The 19,071-nt window shown below is 67.0% G+C and carries 14 protein-coding genes; 8 read left to right on the forward strand and 6 right to left on the reverse strand.

The genetic code is table 11. The annotated features are described in order from the left end of the window. Window positions 1-140 precede the first annotated feature (140 nt). The gene (locus tag H6717_03220; protein ID MCB9576029.1) at window positions 141-689 is read left to right on the forward strand and encodes a hypothetical protein; all 549 of its coding nucleotides are present in this window, start codon (window positions 141-143) and stop codon (window positions 687-689) included. Window positions 690-846: 157 nt separating this feature from the next. Here the strand turns inward: H6717_03220 and H6717_03225 are convergent, their stop codons facing one another. The 5 genes from H6717_03225 to H6717_03245 all read right to left on the reverse strand — a co-directional run bounded on the left by H6717_03225 (window position 847) and on the right by H6717_03245 (window position 8,746). Continuing rightward, window positions 847-2,991, reverse strand: coding sequence for a cytochrome c3 family protein (locus tag H6717_03225; GenBank protein ID MCB9576030.1), 2,145 nt, complete (start codon window positions 2,989-2,991; stop codon window positions 847-849). A gap of 15 nt (window positions 2,992-3,006) precedes the next feature. Further along, entirely contained in the window at window positions 3,007-4,656 is a 1,650-nt protein-coding gene (locus tag H6717_03230) for a NapC/NirT family cytochrome c (protein ID MCB9576031.1), read from the reverse strand. Between the two features lie 12 nt (window positions 4,657-4,668). Further along, window positions 4,669-6,858, reverse strand: a complete 2,190-nt coding sequence (locus H6717_03235) for a cytochrome c3 family protein (protein ID MCB9576032.1) — start codon at window positions 6,856-6,858, stop codon at window positions 4,669-4,671. Window positions 6,859-7,425: 567 nt separating this feature from the next. Next, entirely contained in the window at window positions 7,426-7,893 is a 468-nt protein-coding gene (locus H6717_03240) for a hypothetical protein (protein ID MCB9576033.1), read from the reverse strand. 484 nt (window positions 7,894-8,377) lie between these two features. Then, window positions 8,378-8,746, reverse strand: a complete 369-nt coding sequence (locus H6717_03245) for a PilZ domain-containing protein (protein ID MCB9576034.1) — start codon at window positions 8,744-8,746, stop codon at window positions 8,378-8,380. A 453-nt stretch (window positions 8,747-9,199) separates the two neighbouring features. Between H6717_03245 and H6717_03250 the strand changes: the two genes are divergently transcribed. The 4 genes from H6717_03250 to H6717_03265 all read left to right on the forward strand — a co-directional run bounded on the left by H6717_03250 (window position 9,200) and on the right by H6717_03265 (window position 12,742). Beyond that, window positions 9,200-11,206, forward strand: a complete 2,007-nt coding sequence (locus H6717_03250) for a hypothetical protein (GenBank protein ID MCB9576035.1) — start codon at window positions 9,200-9,202, stop codon at window positions 11,204-11,206. A gap of 20 nt (window positions 11,207-11,226) precedes the next feature. Then, window positions 11,227-11,583 (forward strand): PilZ domain-containing protein, encoded by a 357-nt coding sequence (locus H6717_03255; protein ID MCB9576036.1) that lies wholly within the window; start codon window positions 11,227-11,229, stop codon window positions 11,581-11,583. Beyond that, the gene (locus H6717_03260; GenBank protein ID MCB9576037.1) at window positions 11,580-12,149 is read left to right on the forward strand and encodes a DUF3943 domain-containing protein; all 570 of its coding nucleotides are present in this window, start codon (window positions 11,580-11,582) and stop codon (window positions 12,147-12,149) included. The genes H6717_03255 and H6717_03260 overlap by 4 nt, the downstream gene beginning before the upstream one ends. A gap of 71 nt (window positions 12,150-12,220) precedes the next feature. Continuing rightward, window positions 12,221-12,742: a hypothetical protein gene (locus H6717_03265; GenBank protein ID MCB9576038.1), complete on the forward strand. Its 522-nt coding sequence runs from the start codon at window positions 12,221-12,223 to the stop codon at window positions 12,740-12,742. Window position 12,743: 1 nt separating this feature from the next. Here the strand turns inward: H6717_03265 and H6717_03270 are convergent, their stop codons facing one another. Then, on the reverse strand, window positions 12,744-15,356 hold the full coding sequence (locus tag H6717_03270) for a PAS domain S-box protein (protein ID MCB9576039.1): 2,613 nt from the start codon (window positions 15,354-15,356) through the stop codon (window positions 12,744-12,746). Between the two features lie 145 nt (window positions 15,357-15,501). Here H6717_03270 and H6717_03275 point away from each other — a divergent pair, with 145 nt between their 5' ends. Genes H6717_03275 through H6717_03285 form a run of 3 tightly spaced genes read left to right on the forward strand, consistent with a single transcriptional unit; the run spans window position 15,502 to window position 19,071 of the window. After that, entirely contained in the window at window positions 15,502-17,436 is a 1,935-nt protein-coding gene (locus H6717_03275) for an ATP-dependent metallopeptidase FtsH/Yme1/Tma family protein (GenBank protein ID MCB9576040.1), read from the forward strand. A gap of 16 nt (window positions 17,437-17,452) precedes the next feature. Further along, window positions 17,453-17,914 (forward strand): universal stress protein, encoded by a 462-nt coding sequence (locus tag H6717_03280; GenBank protein MCB9576041.1) that lies wholly within the window; start codon window positions 17,453-17,455, stop codon window positions 17,912-17,914. After that, window positions 17,911-19,071 carry a hypothetical protein gene (locus tag H6717_03285; GenBank protein ID MCB9576042.1) on the forward strand — a complete coding sequence of 387 codons (1,161 nt, stop codon included), beginning with the start codon at window positions 17,911-17,913 and terminating at the stop codon, window positions 19,069-19,071. The genes H6717_03280 and H6717_03285 overlap by 4 nt, the downstream gene beginning before the upstream one ends.

Below are 19,071 nucleotides of genomic sequence, written 5' to 3' on the forward strand. Positions count from 1 at the left end.
TCCCCCGCCAGGCTTCCCATCACAGGGAATTCCCCGGGGATTTGACCTCCATTTGACGGGATTTGACCTGCCCGGGCCGCGTACGTCGTGGGCATAGGACAGAGCGCACTCAGGCGGCGCTCGGGAAAAGGAGAACGACGATGCGTCATAGGATCTGGTTTCCGGTTTTGGTTTTGGCCACGGCGTGCAACCTCGGCAAGAAGGGAGACAGCGAGCAGAAAGCCGCGGGCAGCGCGAACGAGACGACGGCAGCGGCGGCGCCCGCCGCGGGCGAAGGGCAAGGGGACCTCGCCAAGGTCGACCTCAAACCGCTCCCCCTCGAGATCCAGGTGAAGCCCGGTGGCATGGGCGCGATGGACATGTCCGCTGCGGGCAAGCAGAGCGTGACCGTGGACATCGGCGATGGTGCCTCCCTGAACATCCAGCCCAGCACCGAGAAGTTCGCCGAGGTGAAGAAGGGCTACGAGAAGGACACCATCTTGTTCCCCTTCAAGAAGTGGGAAAAGGACGGCGACAGCCTGGCAGTGATGCAGTTCGATGCCGACGGCAAGAAGGGCTACATCGGCATGACGCTGGTGGACGTGGGCGGCAAATCCTACGTGTGCAAGACCACCGGCATGAACGGCGTGCCCTCCGTGGAGGTCGCCGAGAAGAACCTGGAGGCGTGCAAGCGGCTCTCCGCCAAGTAACGCCCCTCCTCGCTCTTCCGGGCACAGCTCGTACCACTCGCAGGCAGCTTGGGAGCTGCGCTCGAGAGTCTTCTTTTGTTGGTCCGGCGCGGAACCACTTTCACGGAGGTTCCGCGCCGGTCCGACATTCTCTCGGAAATGCCGACGTTCGCGAGGTTCAGAACACCAGGGCGTAGAAGATCGCGGCGGACAGCGTCAGCCCCAGCGCGATAGCCGCTGCACCGAAGATGTTCACGATGAGCTTCCACTGCTTCCACTCGCCGAGCTGGGTGTAGTTCTCGAGCTCGCCGGCTTCCTTCATGCGCTCGTACTGGGCCGGGCGCTCGTGGCGCAGCTCTTCTTCGGTCACCTTGCCGGAGAACATGACCGCGTCGTACGGGAACTTCTCCGGGCGGAAGTGGCTGTTGAAGAAGTGGAACGTGAAGATGAAGCCGGCCGCGAGCAGGGCCTCGTCGCTGTGGATGATGTGGGCAACGTTGATGGACCACCCGGGCATCACGTGGGTGGCGAGCTCCGGGAACCACAGCACCAAGCCCGAGAGGCCGATGACCGTGACGCCCCAGAACACCGCCATGTAGTCGAACTTCTCCCAGTAGGTGAAGCGATCGAACTTGGGCTTGGGGCCGCGGCCCATGAAGTACTTCATGTGACCGAGCACGTCCTTCACGTCCTGCCAGCGCGGCATCGGGGAATCGGGCCCGAACATGGCGCCCAGAAGGCCACGCACGCTGAAGCTGCCGTCCTGCTTGCGGTACAGGTGCCGGTTTCGGCGCAGCAGCACGATCATGCTGCCGATGTGCAGCATGAAGTACGTCATCGTGACGATGGCCGCGAAGCGGTGGACGCTGGCCGCGACGGCGGCGCCGCCGATCAAGTCGAACACCTTGTGCGCCCAGGGCGCGGTGTGGAACTTGATGGGCATGCCGGTCATCACCAGCAGCATGAAGCTCACGATCACCAGCAGGTGGACGAAGCGATCGATGGGCCGGAAGCGGCGGTAGAGCTTGGCGCCTTCTTCTTTGCGGGCTCGGGCCTTGGCTTCCTTGAAGGCCTTCGGATCGCGGAAGCGCTCGACCAAGGTGCGCATCAGCCACAAGAGCGTGTGGATGCCAAAGAACCCGAAGGTACCGACGAGCAAGCCGGTCATGCTCAGGTACGCCCAGTACAGGTTCGGGTAGTTCTTCTTGTCGGCGTGATTGGCGTGCGCCAAAAAGCCAGCGAACTTGGGCGGTGCGTTCACGTGGCACTGCTGGCAGGTGGCCAGACGGTGCTCGCTCGAGAGCGTGGACTTGGGGTTTGACGACGGCCAGATGTCGTGTGCTCCGTGGCAGTCGTGGCACGCGGCCACGTCCGGATCGCCCAGGTCGTGGGCGCGGCCGTGGTACGTCTCCAGGTAGCGCTCGAGGCGATCCTCATGGCACTTGCCGCACACGCGGTCGTTGGCCAGCTGGAAGCGCGGGCCGGGCTCGATGATGGAATGCGCGGAGTGACAGGTGGGGCAGGTGGGCGCTTTCTGATCCGCGGCTTCCTTGCCGGTGTCCGTGAGCAGGATCTTCTCGCCGTTCTTGGCGTGCCCGTTCTTGGCCTTCTCTTCGGCCAAAGCCTTGGCGTGGATGCCCTCCAGGTACTTCTTCTTCTCTCCGGAGTGGCAACGGCCGCAGGTGCTGGCCACGTTGTACTTGTTGACCGTGGAGCGCGGGTCCTCTGCCTTGAAGATGTGATGGGCCTTGCCGTGGCAGTCCGCACAGGAGGGGGCGACCAATAAGCCGTTGATGACCAGCGCCTTGCCGTGGATGCTCTCGATGTAGCGCTGCACCGCGAGGGGCTCTTTGATGCCGAGCTTCTTCGCGACCTCGGGGTTTTCGTGGCACTGGCCGCAGGTGGCCGGAGTGTTGCGCGGAGAGACGCGCGACTCCGGATCGTCCACGGCCTTGGTGTCGTGCATGCCGTGACAGTCCTGGCACGTGGCCGCGCCCTTCTTGCCTTCCTTGATCACCGTCGCGTGAATCGTTTCCGCGTAGGCCTTGGCCTCTTTTTCGTGGCAAGACGTGCACTGCCCCTTGCCCACCTTGTCCGGCTGGCTCTCGTGCGGCGCGTGACAATCCGAGCAGTCGAGCTTGGCGTGCACCGACGTCTTGAGGTTGGCGAGCACCTTTTCGGGCTCGGTGTCGAGCGGTTTCAGTTCCGGCGCGGCCGGGAGCTCGACCCTTTTCGGCGGTTGCCGAGTGCGATCACCCCGGCCGCAACCGGCGAGCGCCAGGACGGTACCGAGGCCTAGGAGGTAGAGGAGCTTGGATGTCATCGCTTCGGCTCCATGTCACTTCTCGTGGCAGTCCTTGCACTCACGGCTCGGGCGCTGCCCCGCTTTGTGGCACTGGTTGCACATGACCATGTCGTGGCCGTCGATATCGAGGTGTTCCTTCGGCATCCGCCAGGGGTGCCAGTCGTCCATGGCTTCCGGATCCACGCCGCCCAGCGCCATCACGCGGCCACGCTCGGGCTTGGAGTGGCAGGTGCCGTTGCAGTCGTGGGGCAACACCTTCCCGCTCTCGGTAACGTGCTTGCCGTCGTGGCAGCGGAAGCACCCCGCCCAGTAGCGGTGGCCGATGTTCATCGGGTAGGTCTCCCAATCCACGTTCATCTTGGGAAACACGCCGCGGTCGAAGATCTCGATCATGACCTTCACGGCGTTGTCGATGTCGGTTTTGCGCTTCTGGAAAATGTCCGGATAGTTCTTCTGGTAGTAGTCGTTGATGTACTTCTTGATCAGATCGTGAGCCATCTCGGAGTCCTTGCGCTCTTTGAACACGGACTCGACGGCGATCTTCTTGATGTACGGCAGGTCGGACGCGATGCGACCACGCAGCAGGGCCTGATCCACCGCGGCGTCCGGCGGTGGGAAGGAGTGCGCCGGCCGGTTGTGGCAGTCCATGCAGTCCATGGTGTGCCGCGGCAGCTTCTCGATCTCCGACGGTGAGAGCTTGGTCTTGGTGGACTTGTAGACGACCTCTGAGCCGTCGGCGTGCTTGACCTTGACCCAGGGAATGATCTGGAGCTTGTGGTCCGCCGCCGCGAAGGTGACGGTGTTGTTGACCACCATGTGCCAGTGGATGCCCTGGCTCTTGCCGTGGGCCGGGCTGCCGCCGCCGGTCTTGAGCGTGAGGGAGATCTGCTCGGCGTCGTTGGTCTCGTTGTACCGGTAGTGCGGGAGCTGGAGCAGCTTGGCGCCGAAGAACTTCTGCGGCCAATGGCACTGCTCGCAGGTTTCCCGGGCCGGGCGCAGGTGCTCGATGGGCGTGGGGATCGGTCGCTGATAGTTGTTGGTGATCACGGCCAGAACCTGGCGCGCACCGGAGAGCTTGGAACGAACGTACCAGCCGGCGCCCTCACCCACGTGGCAGGCGACGCAAGGCACGCGCGCGTGTGCCGAGTCCTGATAGGCCGTGAACTCCGGCTGCATCGGGACGTGGCAAACCTGGCCGCAGAAGTACACGGACTCCGTGAAGTGGAACCCCTGGTAGGACGCCCACACCACGAGGGTGGCCACCACCACGCCACCGACGGTGGAGTACGCGAACACCTTGCGCTGGTGCTTGTCGTTCAGGTCGATGCGCGGATATGGCAAGTCCTGGAGGGACTCGGCCCGCCGGCGCCGCCCGGCCTCCCAGCGCATGCCGAGCAGGAACATGACGATGCCCGCGAACATGAGCGCGGGGAACACCATGAACGTGAAGATGCCCATGTACGGGTTGATGCCCCCGGAGCTCGTCACGTGCGCCAGCAGGGAAATCGCGATCAACACCGCGCCCAGCACGACGACCAAGCCGCCCAGGTGGCTGACGATGTTGTAGTAGAGCGGACGCGCCTTACCCTTGGCTTTTTCGTCGCCCTTTTCCGCCGAGCCCTTGGCTTCCTTCTCTTCGGGCTCGGGGGTGGGTTCGTCTTGGGTTTCGTCCTGCTCCGACATCTCGGGCGCTCCTCACTTGGCCTTGCGGAATAGGTGGCACGCAGCGCAGTTCTGCGCGTTCGGGAAGTGGTTCTGCTTGTCCTGGTGGCAGGTCAGGCACTCCTTGCGCGCCGGCATCTTCTTGGCGTGCGTGTCATGGCAGCTGGTGCAGCGATCGTGTCCCTTCACGTTGTGCGCTGCCTGCAGCGTGGTGTGACACGACGCGCACTTGGGCGGGTCGAAGGCGTGGGGCTTGTGGCACGAGTTACACGTGGAGTGCTTCGGCCCGCGGCCCTTCACCGCGCTCACCTGCTGGGAGTGGCACTTGTTGCATCCACCCCACAGGTTCTTCGGTGGAACGTGCGCGTCATGGCACGACGAGCATTGGTGCCGAGTCGTGGCGACCTGCTTGGCCTCCGACGCATGGCATTGGTTGCACTGCTTCGGCTTCGTCGGGTTGTGTGTCTGGTGACACTGATTGCAGCTGATGTGCGACTTAGCCGGCCATGCCGAGACGTTCTTGGCCTTGTCGTCGTGACACTGGGTGCACGGGTTGGACTTGAGCTGATCTCCGTGTGCGGCCTTGTGGCAGGTCTGGCACTGGGAGTGCTTGCCCCCGGGCTGAGAGATCTCGGTGTGACAGTTGCGGCAAGAGGCGGCCTTGCCCAGGGGCGGTCCATGCTGCTGGTGGCAGGTGCTGCACTTGCCCGTGTGGGGTCCGCTCGTCGGGTTCTTGTGACAGCTGGTGCAGGCGTCGAAGGTGGCGCGGAAGACGTGCGTCTGGTGGCAGCTCGCGCAGCGCTGGTGCTTGTCGATCTTGGCGGCGGAGACCAGCTGGTTTTCCTGCTTGTGGCAGGTAGGGCAGGCCTTGGGCGCCAGGTTGGGGGCGTGGGGCGAGTGGCAGGTGGCGCAGGAGGCTTTTTTGTGCGGGGCAACGGACCGCGCCAGCTGGTTGGCTTGCGGCTTGTGGCAGGTGGCGCACAGCTTGGTGTCCTGCTTGGACTGGTGCGGGTTGTGGCAGGTGGTGCACTCCTTGTGCTTGTGCCCGCCGTTCTTGCGATGGCACGTCAAGCACACCGTCTGCTCGTTGCGTGTGACGTGGGGCTTGTGGCAGTTGACGCAGTCCGAGTGCTTTCCCGACTCCCACGACGCCAGCATGTTTGTCTGGTCCTCGTGGCACTTCTTGCAGCCGTCCATGTTCGCCTTGAACTCGTGCGGCTTGTGGCATTGCGCGCAGCGGTCGTGGGCGACGGCGAGGGTCTTCTTCTGCTCCGCCTGCTTCTCGTGGCACTTGCTGCACACGGTCATCAGCTTCGCGCGCGGGCTGTGCGCGGTGTGGCAAGTGTCGCAGGTGAACTCCTTCGGACGCTGAGAGGCGTGGAACTCACTCGGGATCTTGACGTGGCAGCGCGTGCACTCGGTGCCGGGAGTGCGCCCCGCTTCCGTCTTCTTGTGGGGCGTGTGGCACAGGCTGCAGGTCTTGAGGCTGCCGTGGATCATGGTGGCCGGCACCGCCTCCGCCTTGATCACGGTGGCGAAGCGATTGCTGCGGTCCGCGCTCTTCTCCCCACCGTGGCAACGGCGGCAGTCGTTGGACGGCGTCTGCGCGCCGCCCCCGACCTTGGCCAGGTAGTTGTGGCAAGACAGGCAGCTGATCTTCTGCGGCTTGCCCTCCATCTTGTGCGGGCCGTAGACCGCAATCTCCGTATGGCACTTGGCGCAAGCGTCCGGCTTGGGCTCCGTCTTGTGCGCCTTCCACGTGTGGCACTCGCTGCATTCCAGCGGTTTCTCCGCCTTCAACACGTGGTCTCGGTGGCCGTTCGTGCGGGTGATGTGCCACGCCTCGGTGCTGCCCTTGGTGTGGCAGTTCTTGCAGCTCTTCGGCTCGAACTTTCCGTGGGGCGTGCCCTTGGACGAATACAAGCTGGTGGCCCATTGCCGCACGTTCTGGTCGTAGCGACTCTGGTGGCAGTCCGTGCACGCTTGGTCCTTGTGGGCGCCGCCGTGCATCTCGGTGAGCGCGGGCGTGTGACAGGACTCGCACAGCTTCGGGTCCTTGGCGATCCGGTCCACCTTGTAGGCGCCCACGGCGCCCGCCACGGTGATGACGGCCAACAGCCCAAACAGCCAGTAGGCGAGACGGGTCCACCACGGACGCTTCGTCGCGTCCGTCTTGGTGTCACCCGGTTCGGGTTCGGGAGGATCGGAGGTTCGTTCGCTCAAGGTTCAGCCTTCACCACCGGATGGATCGGCAGGTGTGGGATCCCCCTGGAGGGCTGCGTCGACGAGCTGAGCCACGTGATCGCAAACCGCAGGGCGATGCCCTTGTCGTCGTGGATCGTCGTGGCTACCATTTGCGTCCGTCCTCGGTGTCGCGGCGGCTGCAAGTCGCGTGCCTCGGGCGCGGCTTATGGCATGGAGCCAGCGCTGTCGTCGAGCGCGCATACGAGCGTTCGTGCTCTGCCGAGGCAGGCGCACTGATTGATGTCGGTTGGACTCGCTGATCGAGTGCGCAACGCTTGCACATGGGTCCCTCTGCGCGGCAGAAGCTGCGGCGCGCGTTGACAAAGGAATAGCAAACGCTCCGGGTATCTGAGAATCCCCGCCCGCCTCGTGCTCGCAGGCACTGCTCGATGCCGCGTACACGCGGGCAAGAACCCGGTGCATCCAGGGTGACCGCGCAAGGTCTTCGGATTCTCGAACCTCACGCTTCGTCACGTGTGCGCAAATGCTGCGCTGTTCAGGGCCGTCCGGGCAGGACTTTCGTACCTGCCCGTGGCCCTGACTGGTTCACTTCGCGTGGGGAGAGGCGGCCTGCTGCTGCTGCAGGGTGCCGAAATAGATGCTGTCGAAAGTCCGCTTGAGCGTGGGACTCGTGAAGTTCTTCATCTCCATAGCGCCTACGACCTTGGCTTGGTCTCCGGCCTTCATCTCGGCCGTTGGCACCGCCGCCCAGACCTCGCCGGAATCTGTCTGAATGCGCAGATAGGTGTAGCTGGAGACGTTGATGGCCTCCTTTACCTCACCCGCCAGATCCGCCTTCGCCGAGGGCGCCTGCTGCATGCTTCCCGGGTCGTCCGGGATGGGGGGATGATTCGGCGGCAACGTTTGCTCCGTTCCCGTGAGGGGTGGAGCCTGCGTGGCGTTCGCGGGGGTTGCCGCTTGGGTTTCCGGCGTGACGGAGGGCTGCTGGCGAACGGTGGCGCCGATGACGGCGGCAAGCACGACAGCACCCGCAAGAACGTATCCAACCTTCATGATTCAGACTCCCTTTCGCGCCGGCCCAAATGCACGATTGGTGCCACTGGCCGCCGCGCCTCGGCTCCGGGATCTCTAGCGCCGATTGCCCTCGAGCCAAAACGTGAATTGCACGACGAGCTGCCGTGGGGTCCGCCTGAAGCCTCGATTTCGCCGACTTGCCCTCCAATTTCGTCGTGCTGCCGCCCCAATGCTCCCCCACCGTCTGCTCGCTGCGCGGACCTCTCCGCCGTGAGCCCACGGCCGAAACACGACCTCGCCGGGCTCCTCCACGCGCACGGACTGCGTGGCCAGGCGCCGTGGCTAGCCGAGGCGGCGGGCCGCGACGTAGCTGTCGACCCCCGCAGCTGACGGCGCGCGCAGCGGAGGCGAGCAGCTCGAGGTAGCCCGCGACCTCCAGGTACGATGGACGCTCTCGGCTGCCGAGGGTCAGTGGGCTGCGTCGGACGTCAACGTGCGTCCGCGCGGGAAGAAGCACGACCGGTCAGCGGGACGCTGGCGCCGCGTTCTCGAGCCGATGCAGGCCGCTGATGCGGCAGTAGGAACGCAGGGCCACCACGGCTTCCTTGTCCAGATCCAGAAAGCGCAGCGCGGTGGTGCCGTCCTCCGTACGGATGACCTCGGCGCGTGCCTCCACTGCGAAGCCGATGGGAAGCTCGAAATAGACCTCGACGATGTTGCCGATGGTGAGCGACAGCTCGGAGCTGACCGAGATGCCCCCGCCGGAAACGTCTCGCGCGCGGGCCGGCTGCGACGCGCTGGCGGCGTCGATCAGCACGGGGCGATCCAGCGGCGCGCGCCGGTAGGCGCGCCGTTCGAGACGGGTGCCGGGTTCGCTGCTGGAGGTGGCCATCGTGCAGTTCTCATTCATCGGGCGTACCAAAGGCGCTTCATCAACGATTCCGCGGCGCTGGACATTCCCGAAGCGAATCGAGCTATGAAATCTTTGCGAGGGGCCATGCCTCACCGCGGCGGCTGTCATGTGGGTCGAGGTGCGCCGGAAGCCCGCGCTATTCATGCTCTGGACAACGGCGCGGGGCGCTGGCGCTTACACTCGCGGCCGTGACGCCGAGGCCTACAGAGCAGCGCGGCATCGTCGCGCTGGCGATCGTTGCTTCTGGTGGCGCCATCGCGCAGCTGGTGGCGTCCAAGGCTGCGCGCGATGCGCTGTTCCTGGCGGGCTTCGAGGTCACGCTCCTGCCGCGGATGATGCTGCTCGCGGCAGCCGTCTCTCTGCTCGCAGCGTGGGCTGCGTCTCGACTCTTTGCCGCTGCGTCCCCCGCGCGCGCTCCCGATCACGTTCGTGGTGAGCGGGGTGCTCTACGCTTTGGAGTGGTCGACCTTCGCTTCGTCCCCACGACTCGTCGTCGTGCTGCTCTACCTCCACGTTGCCGCGTTCAGCTCGACATTGATTGCGGGCTTGTGGAGCCTGGTGAACGAATGCTTGGATCCCCACAGCGCGAAGCGGCACTTCGCCCGCATCTCCATGGGCGGGACGGTCGGAGGTGCAGCCGCGGGCCTGGCGGGCTGGCAGCTCGGCGGCCGGCTCGGCGCGACGGCGCTCTTGCCGCTCCTGGCGCTGACGTGCTTTGGCTGCGCCCTGGCCGTGACGCTGCTGGCGCGACGTAGCCGGGGCTCCCGAAAGCGAGCGCGGCGTGCCCGCGCCGACCCGACAAAAGGCACGCTGGTCATGGCCCGCAGCCCCTACCTGCGGCACATCGCGGTGCTGGTGCTGCTCTCCTCCTTGGGCGCCGCGCTGCTCGACTACGTGCTCTCCTCCCGCGCCAAGGGCACGCTGACCGGGGCCGAACAACTGGTGACGTTCTTCGCGCTGTTTCACATGGGCGTCGGCGTCGGATCCTTTCTGCTGCAAGCCGCGGCCAGTCGCGTGGCCCTGGAGCGGGCCGGCATCGCGGGTACCGTGAGCCTGTTGCCGCTGTCGGTGCTGCTGGGCGGCGGTGTGGGGCTTCTGTCCAGCGCGCTGTGGGCGGTGGTGGTGCTTCGAGGACTCGAAGCGCTGGTGGCGAGCTCGCTGTATCGTGCTGCCTACGAGCTGCTCTACACGCCGGTGCCGAAGGCGGAGAAGCGCCAAGCCAAGATGCTGATCGACGTGGGCGTCAATCGCATTGGAGCGGTGCTGGGCAGCGGCGCCGTGATGGCGCTTTTGGTGGTGCTGCCTCGCGGCGTGGAGCCCGCGCTCATCGTGCTGGCCATGCTGGTGGCGGCGGCGTGTGCCGTCACGGCGATCCGGCTTCACGGTGGCTATGTCCGCGCGCTGGAGACGAGCTTGAAGTCCGGTGCCGTTGCCCTGTCTTCGGCCCGTGTCATCGATCCAGCGACGCGGCGTACGCTGGCGGAGACCGCCGCCCTCGATCGCCAGGAGCTGCTGCGCGCGATCGAAGAACGCCGCAGTGTGCGACCGTCCGAGGACCCGTTCGGCAGCGCCCGGAACAGCGAGCCACCGGAGGGTGGCCAGGAGTTTTCGCCGCAGGGTGAGGGGGCCGGATTCGTCGTGGCGCCCTCGGGCGTGGGCTGGGAGCTCGCCGGCGACGAGATCGACGACGTGAGTCGCGCGCTTGCGGATCTGCGTAGCGAGGACGAGGCCCGGGTCCGCTTCGCGCTGGCGCGCTACCAGCCGCTGCCAGCGGCCTTGGTGCCCGCCGCGATCGATCTGCTGGCACGGGACGACGTGTGTCGCGCGGCGCTGGCGAGCCTGCGAGAGGTGGCGCCGAAGTGCCCGGGGCAGCTGGTGGACGCGCTGCTCGATCGGGATCGCGACGAAGTCCTGCGTCACCGCATCCCCCGTACCCTGGAGGCCTGTACCGACGAGCGCACGGTGCACGGTCTGCTGGCAGCGCTGTTCGAGCCCGAGCTCGACGTGCGCTATCAAGCGGCGCTCGCGCTCTTGCGCATCACGGAGAAGAGCCCGGAGCTGCGGCTGCCGCGAGAACGGATCATCGCGGCGGCCGGCCGAGAGATCGAGCTCGGCCAAAAGGCGTGGTCGGATCGAGCTCTGGCCTGGAACGCGGAACGCGCGGACGAGCGCCTCAGGAACAGGACCGACCGCGGCATGGAGTACGCGATCTGCGTGCTGAGCCTGATCCTCGACCGCGAGCCCCTGCAGATTGCCTATCGCGCGCTGTTCAGCGAAGACGAGCTCTTGCGCGGCACCGCCATCGAGTATCTCGACAACGTGTTGCCGGAAGAGATCAAAGAGGCCGGCATGGCTTTCATCGGCATTGCTCGGCCGGTGGGACGACCTCGGAGAAAACTCGGGGATCTGGAGAGAGAGCTGCTCCACAGTCGCGCGTGAGCTTGGTATCGTCCGCGCTGATGACTCGTCGAACGAACGAACGCTATCAGGTTTGGCTGCCCGTCAAGGTGGACTCTCTGCGTGAAGGCATCGCGATCACGCACGATGCAAGCGCGTCGGGCGCGTTGGTGATGACGGCGAGTACGGTGGACGAAGGGGCGACCATCGAGCTTGCGGTGCGCATGCCGGACAGCGAAGTGCCCAAGCGCATCACGGGGCGCGTCGTGCGCGTGGAGTCGAACCCGGACGATCCCAACGGGCTTTGGCCGCACCGCATGGCGATCGCCTTCGACGAGCCCGTCCCCGAGCTGGAGTGGGTGGTGGGGTCCGAACCGGTCGCGGAACGCCGCCAGGATCCGGAGCGCACGGACGAGTGATTGTCCGGGCGGCAGCCGTCGTCGTCACGCTGCTGGTCGCGCGAAGCGCGGCGGCCGAGCCGCCCCGTTGGGACGTGCCCACCACTCACGCAGTGGGGCTGATGACCACGATGCGTACGGCGGAGATCTTCATCTGGCCGGAGCCTTTCGCGCGTTTCGACCCCGGCGGCTACGAACGCGCCTTCTCCCAGCCGCCGAAGTGGGACACCTCCCAGCCCGCCTTCGAGTGGGACGGCGATCCTTGGGCGGTGAACGTGCTGGGCCACGGCTTGTTCGGCAGCGAGCTCTACCTCCGCGTCCGAAGCTGTCGGCACGGCGTGGTGCCGGCCCTGGCGTTCACCACTTTGGGCAGCGCCGTTTGGGAGTATGGGTTCGAGGCCAACGGAGCGCGGCCCAGCGGTTTGGACCTCGTCTACACACCCGCGGCGGGCCTCGTCCTCGGGGAAGCGCGGCTGCTCGGCTGGCGCGCGGCGAAGGGCATCTCCGATCCCACCTGGCGGGGCATCCTCAGTACGCTGTTCGATCCTTTTGGCGAGCTGGAGCGTGGTCTCGGCGCGCGTTGCTGAGGTGTGCTCCGATGTGCGCGAGTGTTCCCTTCGGCGACACGCTGGGCGATTCACGCTAAGCTCCCGCTCGAATGAAGGCTCGACTCAGCGTGCTGCGACTGGCGATGGTGGTGTTTCCCTTCTCCCTGGCCGCGGCCTGCGGACCTGGAGAAATTAGCGGAAATAACCCCGGGCAGGGCGGCGTGGGCACCGGCGGCTTGGGCTTCGGCGGTTACGGAAACGTGGGTGGGGTGGAGAGCTGCCTCAGCCTGCTCTGCAAGAACTGCGACACCGGCGAGGTCGTCGATCCGGTGTGCGCCGGCGGCAAGCTGTGCCCGGATGGCTACGTGCCGGACTGCAACAACCCGAACTACGGCGGCAGCGGCGGCACCGCGGGGACGGGTGGAAGCGGGGGCAACACCGGCGGTACGGGCGGTGGCACGGGCGGGACGGCAGGCGCGGCCGGCAGCGGCGGCGGTTCTGCCGGCATGGATGCGGGCACCGACGCCAGCAGCGGCGGTAGCGGCGGCGGCGCCGGGGCTGGCGGGACCGGCGGTGGCTCGGCGGGCAGCGCGGGCAGCGGCGGCGGATCCACGGACGCGTCCGCGGACTGAATCAGCGCCCGAGCGCCGTCTGCAGCTTGGCGATGAGCTCGGACGTTGTGAACGGCTTCTGCAGGAACGCGTTGGCCAAGCTGCCGCCCGTTCGGTCGCTCACCTCCGCTTCGCTGTAGCCGCTGCAGAGCACCACCGGCAGATCTGGGCGCACGGCGCGCAAGGCGGCCAGCGCTTCCACTCCGTTCATGTCCGGCATGGTCATGTCCAGGATCACGACGTCGACGTCGGCGGGATCCGCCCGCAGGCGCCGGATGGCCTCGGACCCCGACGCTGCGAGCTGGCAGCGGTATCCGAGCTCTACCAGCATCGCGCCGGTCACCTCGCGGACCATCGGTTCGTCGTCGACGACCAGGACCGACGCGTCCCCGACGGTGGTCTCCGCCGCGGGCTCCGCGACGATTTGGCTCAGGCCGTCGCTCGTTGGCAGATGCACCGAGAACCGCGTGCCCTCGCCGACCTTGGAGTGGACTTCCACGGCGCCACGATGCGCGCGGATGATCCCGAGGGTGGCCGCCAGCCCCAGGCCGCGGCCGGTGGACTTGGTGGTGAAGAACGGGTCGAACACCTTGGCCACGGTGTTGGCGTCCATGCCGCGGCCGGTGTCGGACACCTCCAGGGTGAGGTAGTTGCCCGCAGCCAAGCCGTCGTCCAGGTAGCTTTCGGCGAGCTGGCGGCGCTCGAGCTGCGACAAGCGCGTGCGGATCACGATGCGTCCCGGATGGTCGTCGAGCGCGTCCGAGGCGTTCAAGAGCAGGTTCATCGCCACCTGACGCAGTTGGGAGACGTCTCCCAGGACCAGGGCGCCAGGGGCGTCGAAGCGCGTCTCGACGACGGCCTTCTTGGACACCACGCTGGTCAGCAGCTCGATCATCTCCGCGACCATCGCCGACACGTCCACGGGTTCCGACCTGAGACGTCCGCGGCCCGAGTAGGCCAACATCTGCCCCGTGAGGTCCGCCGCCTGCTGGGCGGCCTTCTCGATGGCCGCCACGTGGCGCACGGAGCGGGAGTCGTCAGGCAAGTGGAGCTTTGCCAAGCTCGCGTTGCCCAAGATGGCGGACAGCAGGTTGTTGAAGTCGTGGGCGATACCGCCGGCGAGAATGCCCAGGCTCTCGAGCTTTTGCGTGTGCTGGAACTTCTCCTGGAGGCGCGATAGCTCGTCCTCCGCGCGACGCCGCGCGCGGATGTCTCGCGCCACCACCAGCGTGGCGCGTTTACCCTGGTACACCAGCGGAGCCGCGCTCAGCTCGACGGCCACGCGACCTCCGTCCCGGCGGACCAGATCTGCTTGGACCGTCCCGACGCGCTTGCCCTCGAGAGCAGCATCCACGTACGCGCGCACCTCCGGCACGCGTTCCTTGGGCACGAGGTCCATGGCGCTGGTGCCCACCAGATCTCCCCGAGCCATCAGGTCTACGCCGGCGGCGTTGACGAACAGCAGGCGATCCTGCGACACGATGGCCATCGGATCCGGCGAATGCTCGACCAAGCGCCGGTAGCGTTCTTCGCTCTCGGCGAGCGCTTCTTGCGCGGCACGATGCTCGGTGATGTCCACGAAGGTGACGACGGCGCCCGACGTCTCCCCAGTGTCCGGGTCCTTGACGGGTACGGCGGTGAACACCGCCCAAGAGACGCCTCCGCCCGGCCGCCGCACGCCGATCAGCGTCCGCGGCTGGGGCTCCCCCGTGGCCAACGCGCGACTGACGGGGTAGTCCTCCGCCGAGCACGGAGAGCCGTCCCCCAGAAGCGTTTCGGGCTCGAAGTCCAGGACGTATTTCTGCGTCAGCTCGTCGAGCCGCAGCCCGAGGATGCGTTGGGCCTCGCCGTTGGCGCGGAGCACGGCGCCGTCCTTGCGCACGTGCACCACGCCGCCGGGCATGGCTTCCAGGATCCGCCGCGTGAGCTCCTCGCTCCGCCGCAGTTGCTCCACCACGCGGTGGGTTTCCGAGACGTCGACGGCCAGGCCGTAGACCACGTCGTGGTGCAGCACCGTGGAGAGCATCAAATGTCGAACGCCGCCGTCGCGCGTGCGCAGCCGGACGGGGTAGGAGGTGGCCGAGTGCCGCAGCGCCAAGTGCCCGAGGAGACGGTGGCGCTCACCGGGATCGGCGTACAGCTCCACGACGGGGCGCCCGCAAAGGTCGCTGGCGGATTCGTATCCGGCGAGGCGCGCGAGCGAGTCGCTGCAGTGCAAGATGGTGCCGTCGGCCTCGACCTCGAAGTAGCCCATCGGGGCTTCGTCGAGAGCGTCGAGGTGCTCCGCCAGCGTGGCCATCGGTTCCCGCGTCTTGCGCACCGCGATGCGATGCTCGGCGACGGCCAGCCGCGCCTCGAGGTCCCTGCCGTCCGGGAGCAGGGCATCGTCTGCGCCCAGGGACAGCGCTCGCGCCAGCGCGTCCCCACTGCCTGCGAACAGCACGTAGGGCACACCGTGGCGCCGCGCACCGTCCAGCCGAGAAAGTGGCTCCGCGGGGTCGGCGGCGGACACGATCACGATGTCCGCCTCGGCCAGCGGCGCCGAGTTGGCGTCCTCGAAGTAGCCCAGCGAATGGCCGGAGCCATCCATGCGCGCGCGCAGCGCCGAGTCGATTCCGATGCCGAAAACCCGCATGCTCCTGCTCGCCACGCCTGAGCGGCCGCCCGAACCAAGGCGAATACTCGTGTAATTCCCGAGATTTGTCCATGCGTAACGACCTGGTCAGACGTTCCGTGGCGGCGTCGACATCGAACCTCGCCGTCGTTAAGTTGCCAGCGCCATGCCCGAAGCCGCACCTCCTCCGCGCCCTGGCCTCCGCAGCGGGACGCCCGACGCCCAACGCCCATGGCGAGGCTGGGTGATGCTCGCGGTGCTGTTGGGCTCGCTGATGGCGTGGCAGTACTTCGGTGCTCGGGAGCAGGCGCGTCCGCCCATCGCCTACACCTCCTTCTACGATCTGGTGAAGAAGGACCAGGTCGAGTCCGTCACGCTCCGCGGGCAGCAGGTCAGCGGCAAGCTGAAGAGCAAGCAGAAGATCGAAGATCACGAGATCGAGAACTTCGACACCATGCTGCCGCAGCAGGAGGACAAGGACCTCATGCCCTTGCTGCGCGAGAAGGGCGTGAAGGTCGAGGTCAAGAGCGAAGAGCAACCCGTCGCCATCCAGCTGCTCCTCACCGTCTTGCCGTGGGTGCTCATCATTGGTGTGTGGGTTTGGCTCTCGCGACGTGCTCAGCGCATGATGGGCGGCGCCGGCGGTCCGCTGTCGGGAATGCTCAAAGGCAAGTCCCATCGCTTCGAGCAGGAGTCCCAAGTCGCCGTCAATTTCGAGGACGTGGCCGGGCTCAAGTCCGCCAAGCAGGATCTGGAGGAGATCGTCGAGTTCTTGAAGCACCCGGAGCGCTTCCGGCGCTTGGGCGGCAAGGTCCCCCGCGGGGTGCTCCTGGTGGGCCCGCCCGGTACCGGCAAGACGCTGCTGGCGCGGGCCGTGGCCGGAGAATCCGGGGTGCCCTTCTTCTCCATCAATGGCTCGGAGTTCATCGAGCTTTTCGTGGGTGTTGGTGCGTCGCGGGTCCGCGAGCTGTTCGAAGAAGCGAAGCGCGTCGCGCCGGCCATCATCTTCATCGACGAGATCGACGCCGTGGGTCGTTCGCGTGGTGCCGGTCTGGGCGGCGGCCACGACGAGCGAGAGCAGACGCTGAACCAGCTGCTCTCGGAGATGGACGGCTTCTCGCGCAACGACCTCACCATCGTGCTGGCCGCCACCAATCGTCCGGACGTGCTCGACCCCGCGCTGCTGCGCCCGGGGCGCTTCGACCGTCGCGTGGTCATCGATCGGCCCGAGCTCGCGGCGCGCCAGGCCATCCTCGCGGTCCACACCAAAGACAAGCCCGTCTCCAGCGACGTTCGTCTGGACGACCTCGCCCGCAACACCCCGGGCTTCTCGGGTGCAGATCTGGCAAACCTCGTGAACGAGGCGGCGCTGAACGCCACGCGGCGCGGCGCGGATGCCCTGGAGCCCGCGGACTTCCGCGCCGCCTACGACAAGATCGTGCTGGGCGACCCGCGGGAGACCAAGCTCGATCCGGAGGAGAAGCATCGCGTGGCCGTCCACGAAGCGGGGCACGCGGTGGTGGCACACTTCTCCGCGCACGCGGAGCCGCTGCATCGCGTGTCCATCATTCCCCGCGGCATGGCACTGGGCGTGACGCAACAAACGCCACAAGCGGACCGCCACATCATGACGCAGGCGGAGCTCGAGTCTCGTTTGCGAGTGCTCATGGGCGGCTACGCGGCGGAAAGCGTGATCCTCGACGGCATCTCTTCCGGCGCCGCGAACGACTTGCAGAAAGCGTCGGACATCGCCTTCAAGATGGTGGCGCACTTCGGCATGAGCGACCGCGTGGGGCCCGTGTACCACGAGCACAAGACGGAGCACCCGTTCCTGGGACAGGTGCTGGCCACGGAGGGCGGAACCAGCGACGCCACGGTGCACATCATCGAAGAGGAGACGCGTCGCTTCCTGACCGATGCGGTGGAGGGCGCCAAGCGCGTGGTGGGCGAGCGGCGGGCGGAGCTCGACCGGCTGGTGGCCGTGCTGCTGGAGAAGGAAACCGTGGAGCAGAAGGACTTGGAGCAGCTGCTCGGACCTTCCATCACAGCGGAAGGGGCAGTGCCGGTTCCGCTGCATTTCGACGGTACGAGTAGCGGCTGATGGTAGGATGGCAGCCATGGTTCCGTCCGCGCAGGGAGCTATCGTGGTGGGCTTGGACGAGTCGCCCCACGGTGAGCTCGCCCTGCTCGAGGGCCTGAGGCGGGCGGCGACGCGGGGCTCCGTGTTGCACGTCGTCTCCGTGCTCGACGGCTACGATCCGATGAAGAAGCTCGAGTACGCCAGCGCGCGCATCAACCTGGACGCCGACAAGAAGCAGCTTTCGGAGCGGGTGGCGGAGCTCGTCGCGCGCCACGAGGCGTCCGGCGGCGGGAGCGTGGAGGTGCACCGCCACGTGCTCGTGGGTCCGGCGGCGCACGAGCTGGCTCGGGCGGCCCGCAGCGTTCGGGCGGATTTGTTGATCGTGGGGACCCACGGGCGGAAGGGAATGGGCCGAATGGTGCTGGGTTCCGTGGCCGAGGAGCTCTTGCGTCAGGCTCCGTGCTCCGTGCTGGTGGTCCGCGACAAGAGCTGGCAATGAACCGTACGTGGCTGCTGTTGCCTGTCGTGCTTGCCGGCTGTGGCGTCCTGCGCTCGCTGGCGGGGCGCAACACCGTGGATCTGGAAGGCGCCGACGTGCGCGCCATGAGCGTGGACATCCGCAAGCAAGACAAGACCATTTGTCCGCGGGAACGGGTGCAGATGGCGATATTTGCGGACGTGGTGCTGGCCGGGGACAAGCAGCCGAAGAAGCTCGAGACCTGGTACGGCCCCGGCAGCCGAAATGGGAAGATGGACTTCGACGCCTTCGCGTTCCACAGCGAGCAAGGGCAGTTCGATGCCGAGGGGTGGTTCACTCCGAACTCCGACGTGCTCGCCACCGCCGGCCGGGAGTTCCAGCTCACGACGGTGTACCGCCGGAGGCCGGACAAGTTCAGCTTCGACACGAGCTACAAGCCCGACTACCGCTGCATCGATCACGCGGGCTCTGCCGGCGCGTCGGGAAACCCTGGCTCCGCCGGGGCCGACGGCACGCCAGGGCAAGAAGGGCGCGGCGGTTCGACGGACTCTCCGGGCACGGAGGGTGGGGACGGACGCAGCGGCGGCAGTGGTGGCGATGGCGGTGACGGCGGCGCCGGCCCGAGCTTGGTGGCCTACGCGACCTACGTGAAGACGCCGTTCTACGACCGCTTGATCGCGATCCGCATCGAGGGAAACGACGCCGACTTCGTGCTGGTGCATCCCGAAGCGGGCGTGACCCTGGTGGCCACCGGCGGGGATGGCGGCCCGGGCGGCGCCGGGGGGCGCGGCGGCGACGGCGGCCGCGGAGGGAGCGGCAACCCGGCCGGCAACGGCGGGCGAGGCGCCGCGGGAGGCAACGGCGGCAACGGCGGCCGCGGCGGAGCGGGCGGCACCATCGAGGTGGTGTTGGACGAGCGCTTCTCCGACTTGTCGTCCGCCATCCACACCGACACCAGCGGCGGGCGCGGAGGGTTGCCCGGACCCGCGGGCCCCGCAGGGCGTGCGGGGCGTGGCGGCAGCGGCATGAACAACGCACCGTCCGGGGCAGACGGCGGCGAGGGCAACGAAGGGCAGAGCGGGTCCCGCGGCAGCGACGGCCCGAACGGCAGCGCTCGTGTGAGCTCCGGTTCCGTGGCGGAGCGCTTTCAAGGGCTTTCGGGTATCACACCGCTGTGA

Source organism: Polyangiaceae bacterium, from assembly GCA_020633235.1.
Taxonomy (GTDB): domain Bacteria; phylum Myxococcota_A; class Polyangia; order Polyangiales; family Polyangiaceae; genus JACKEA01.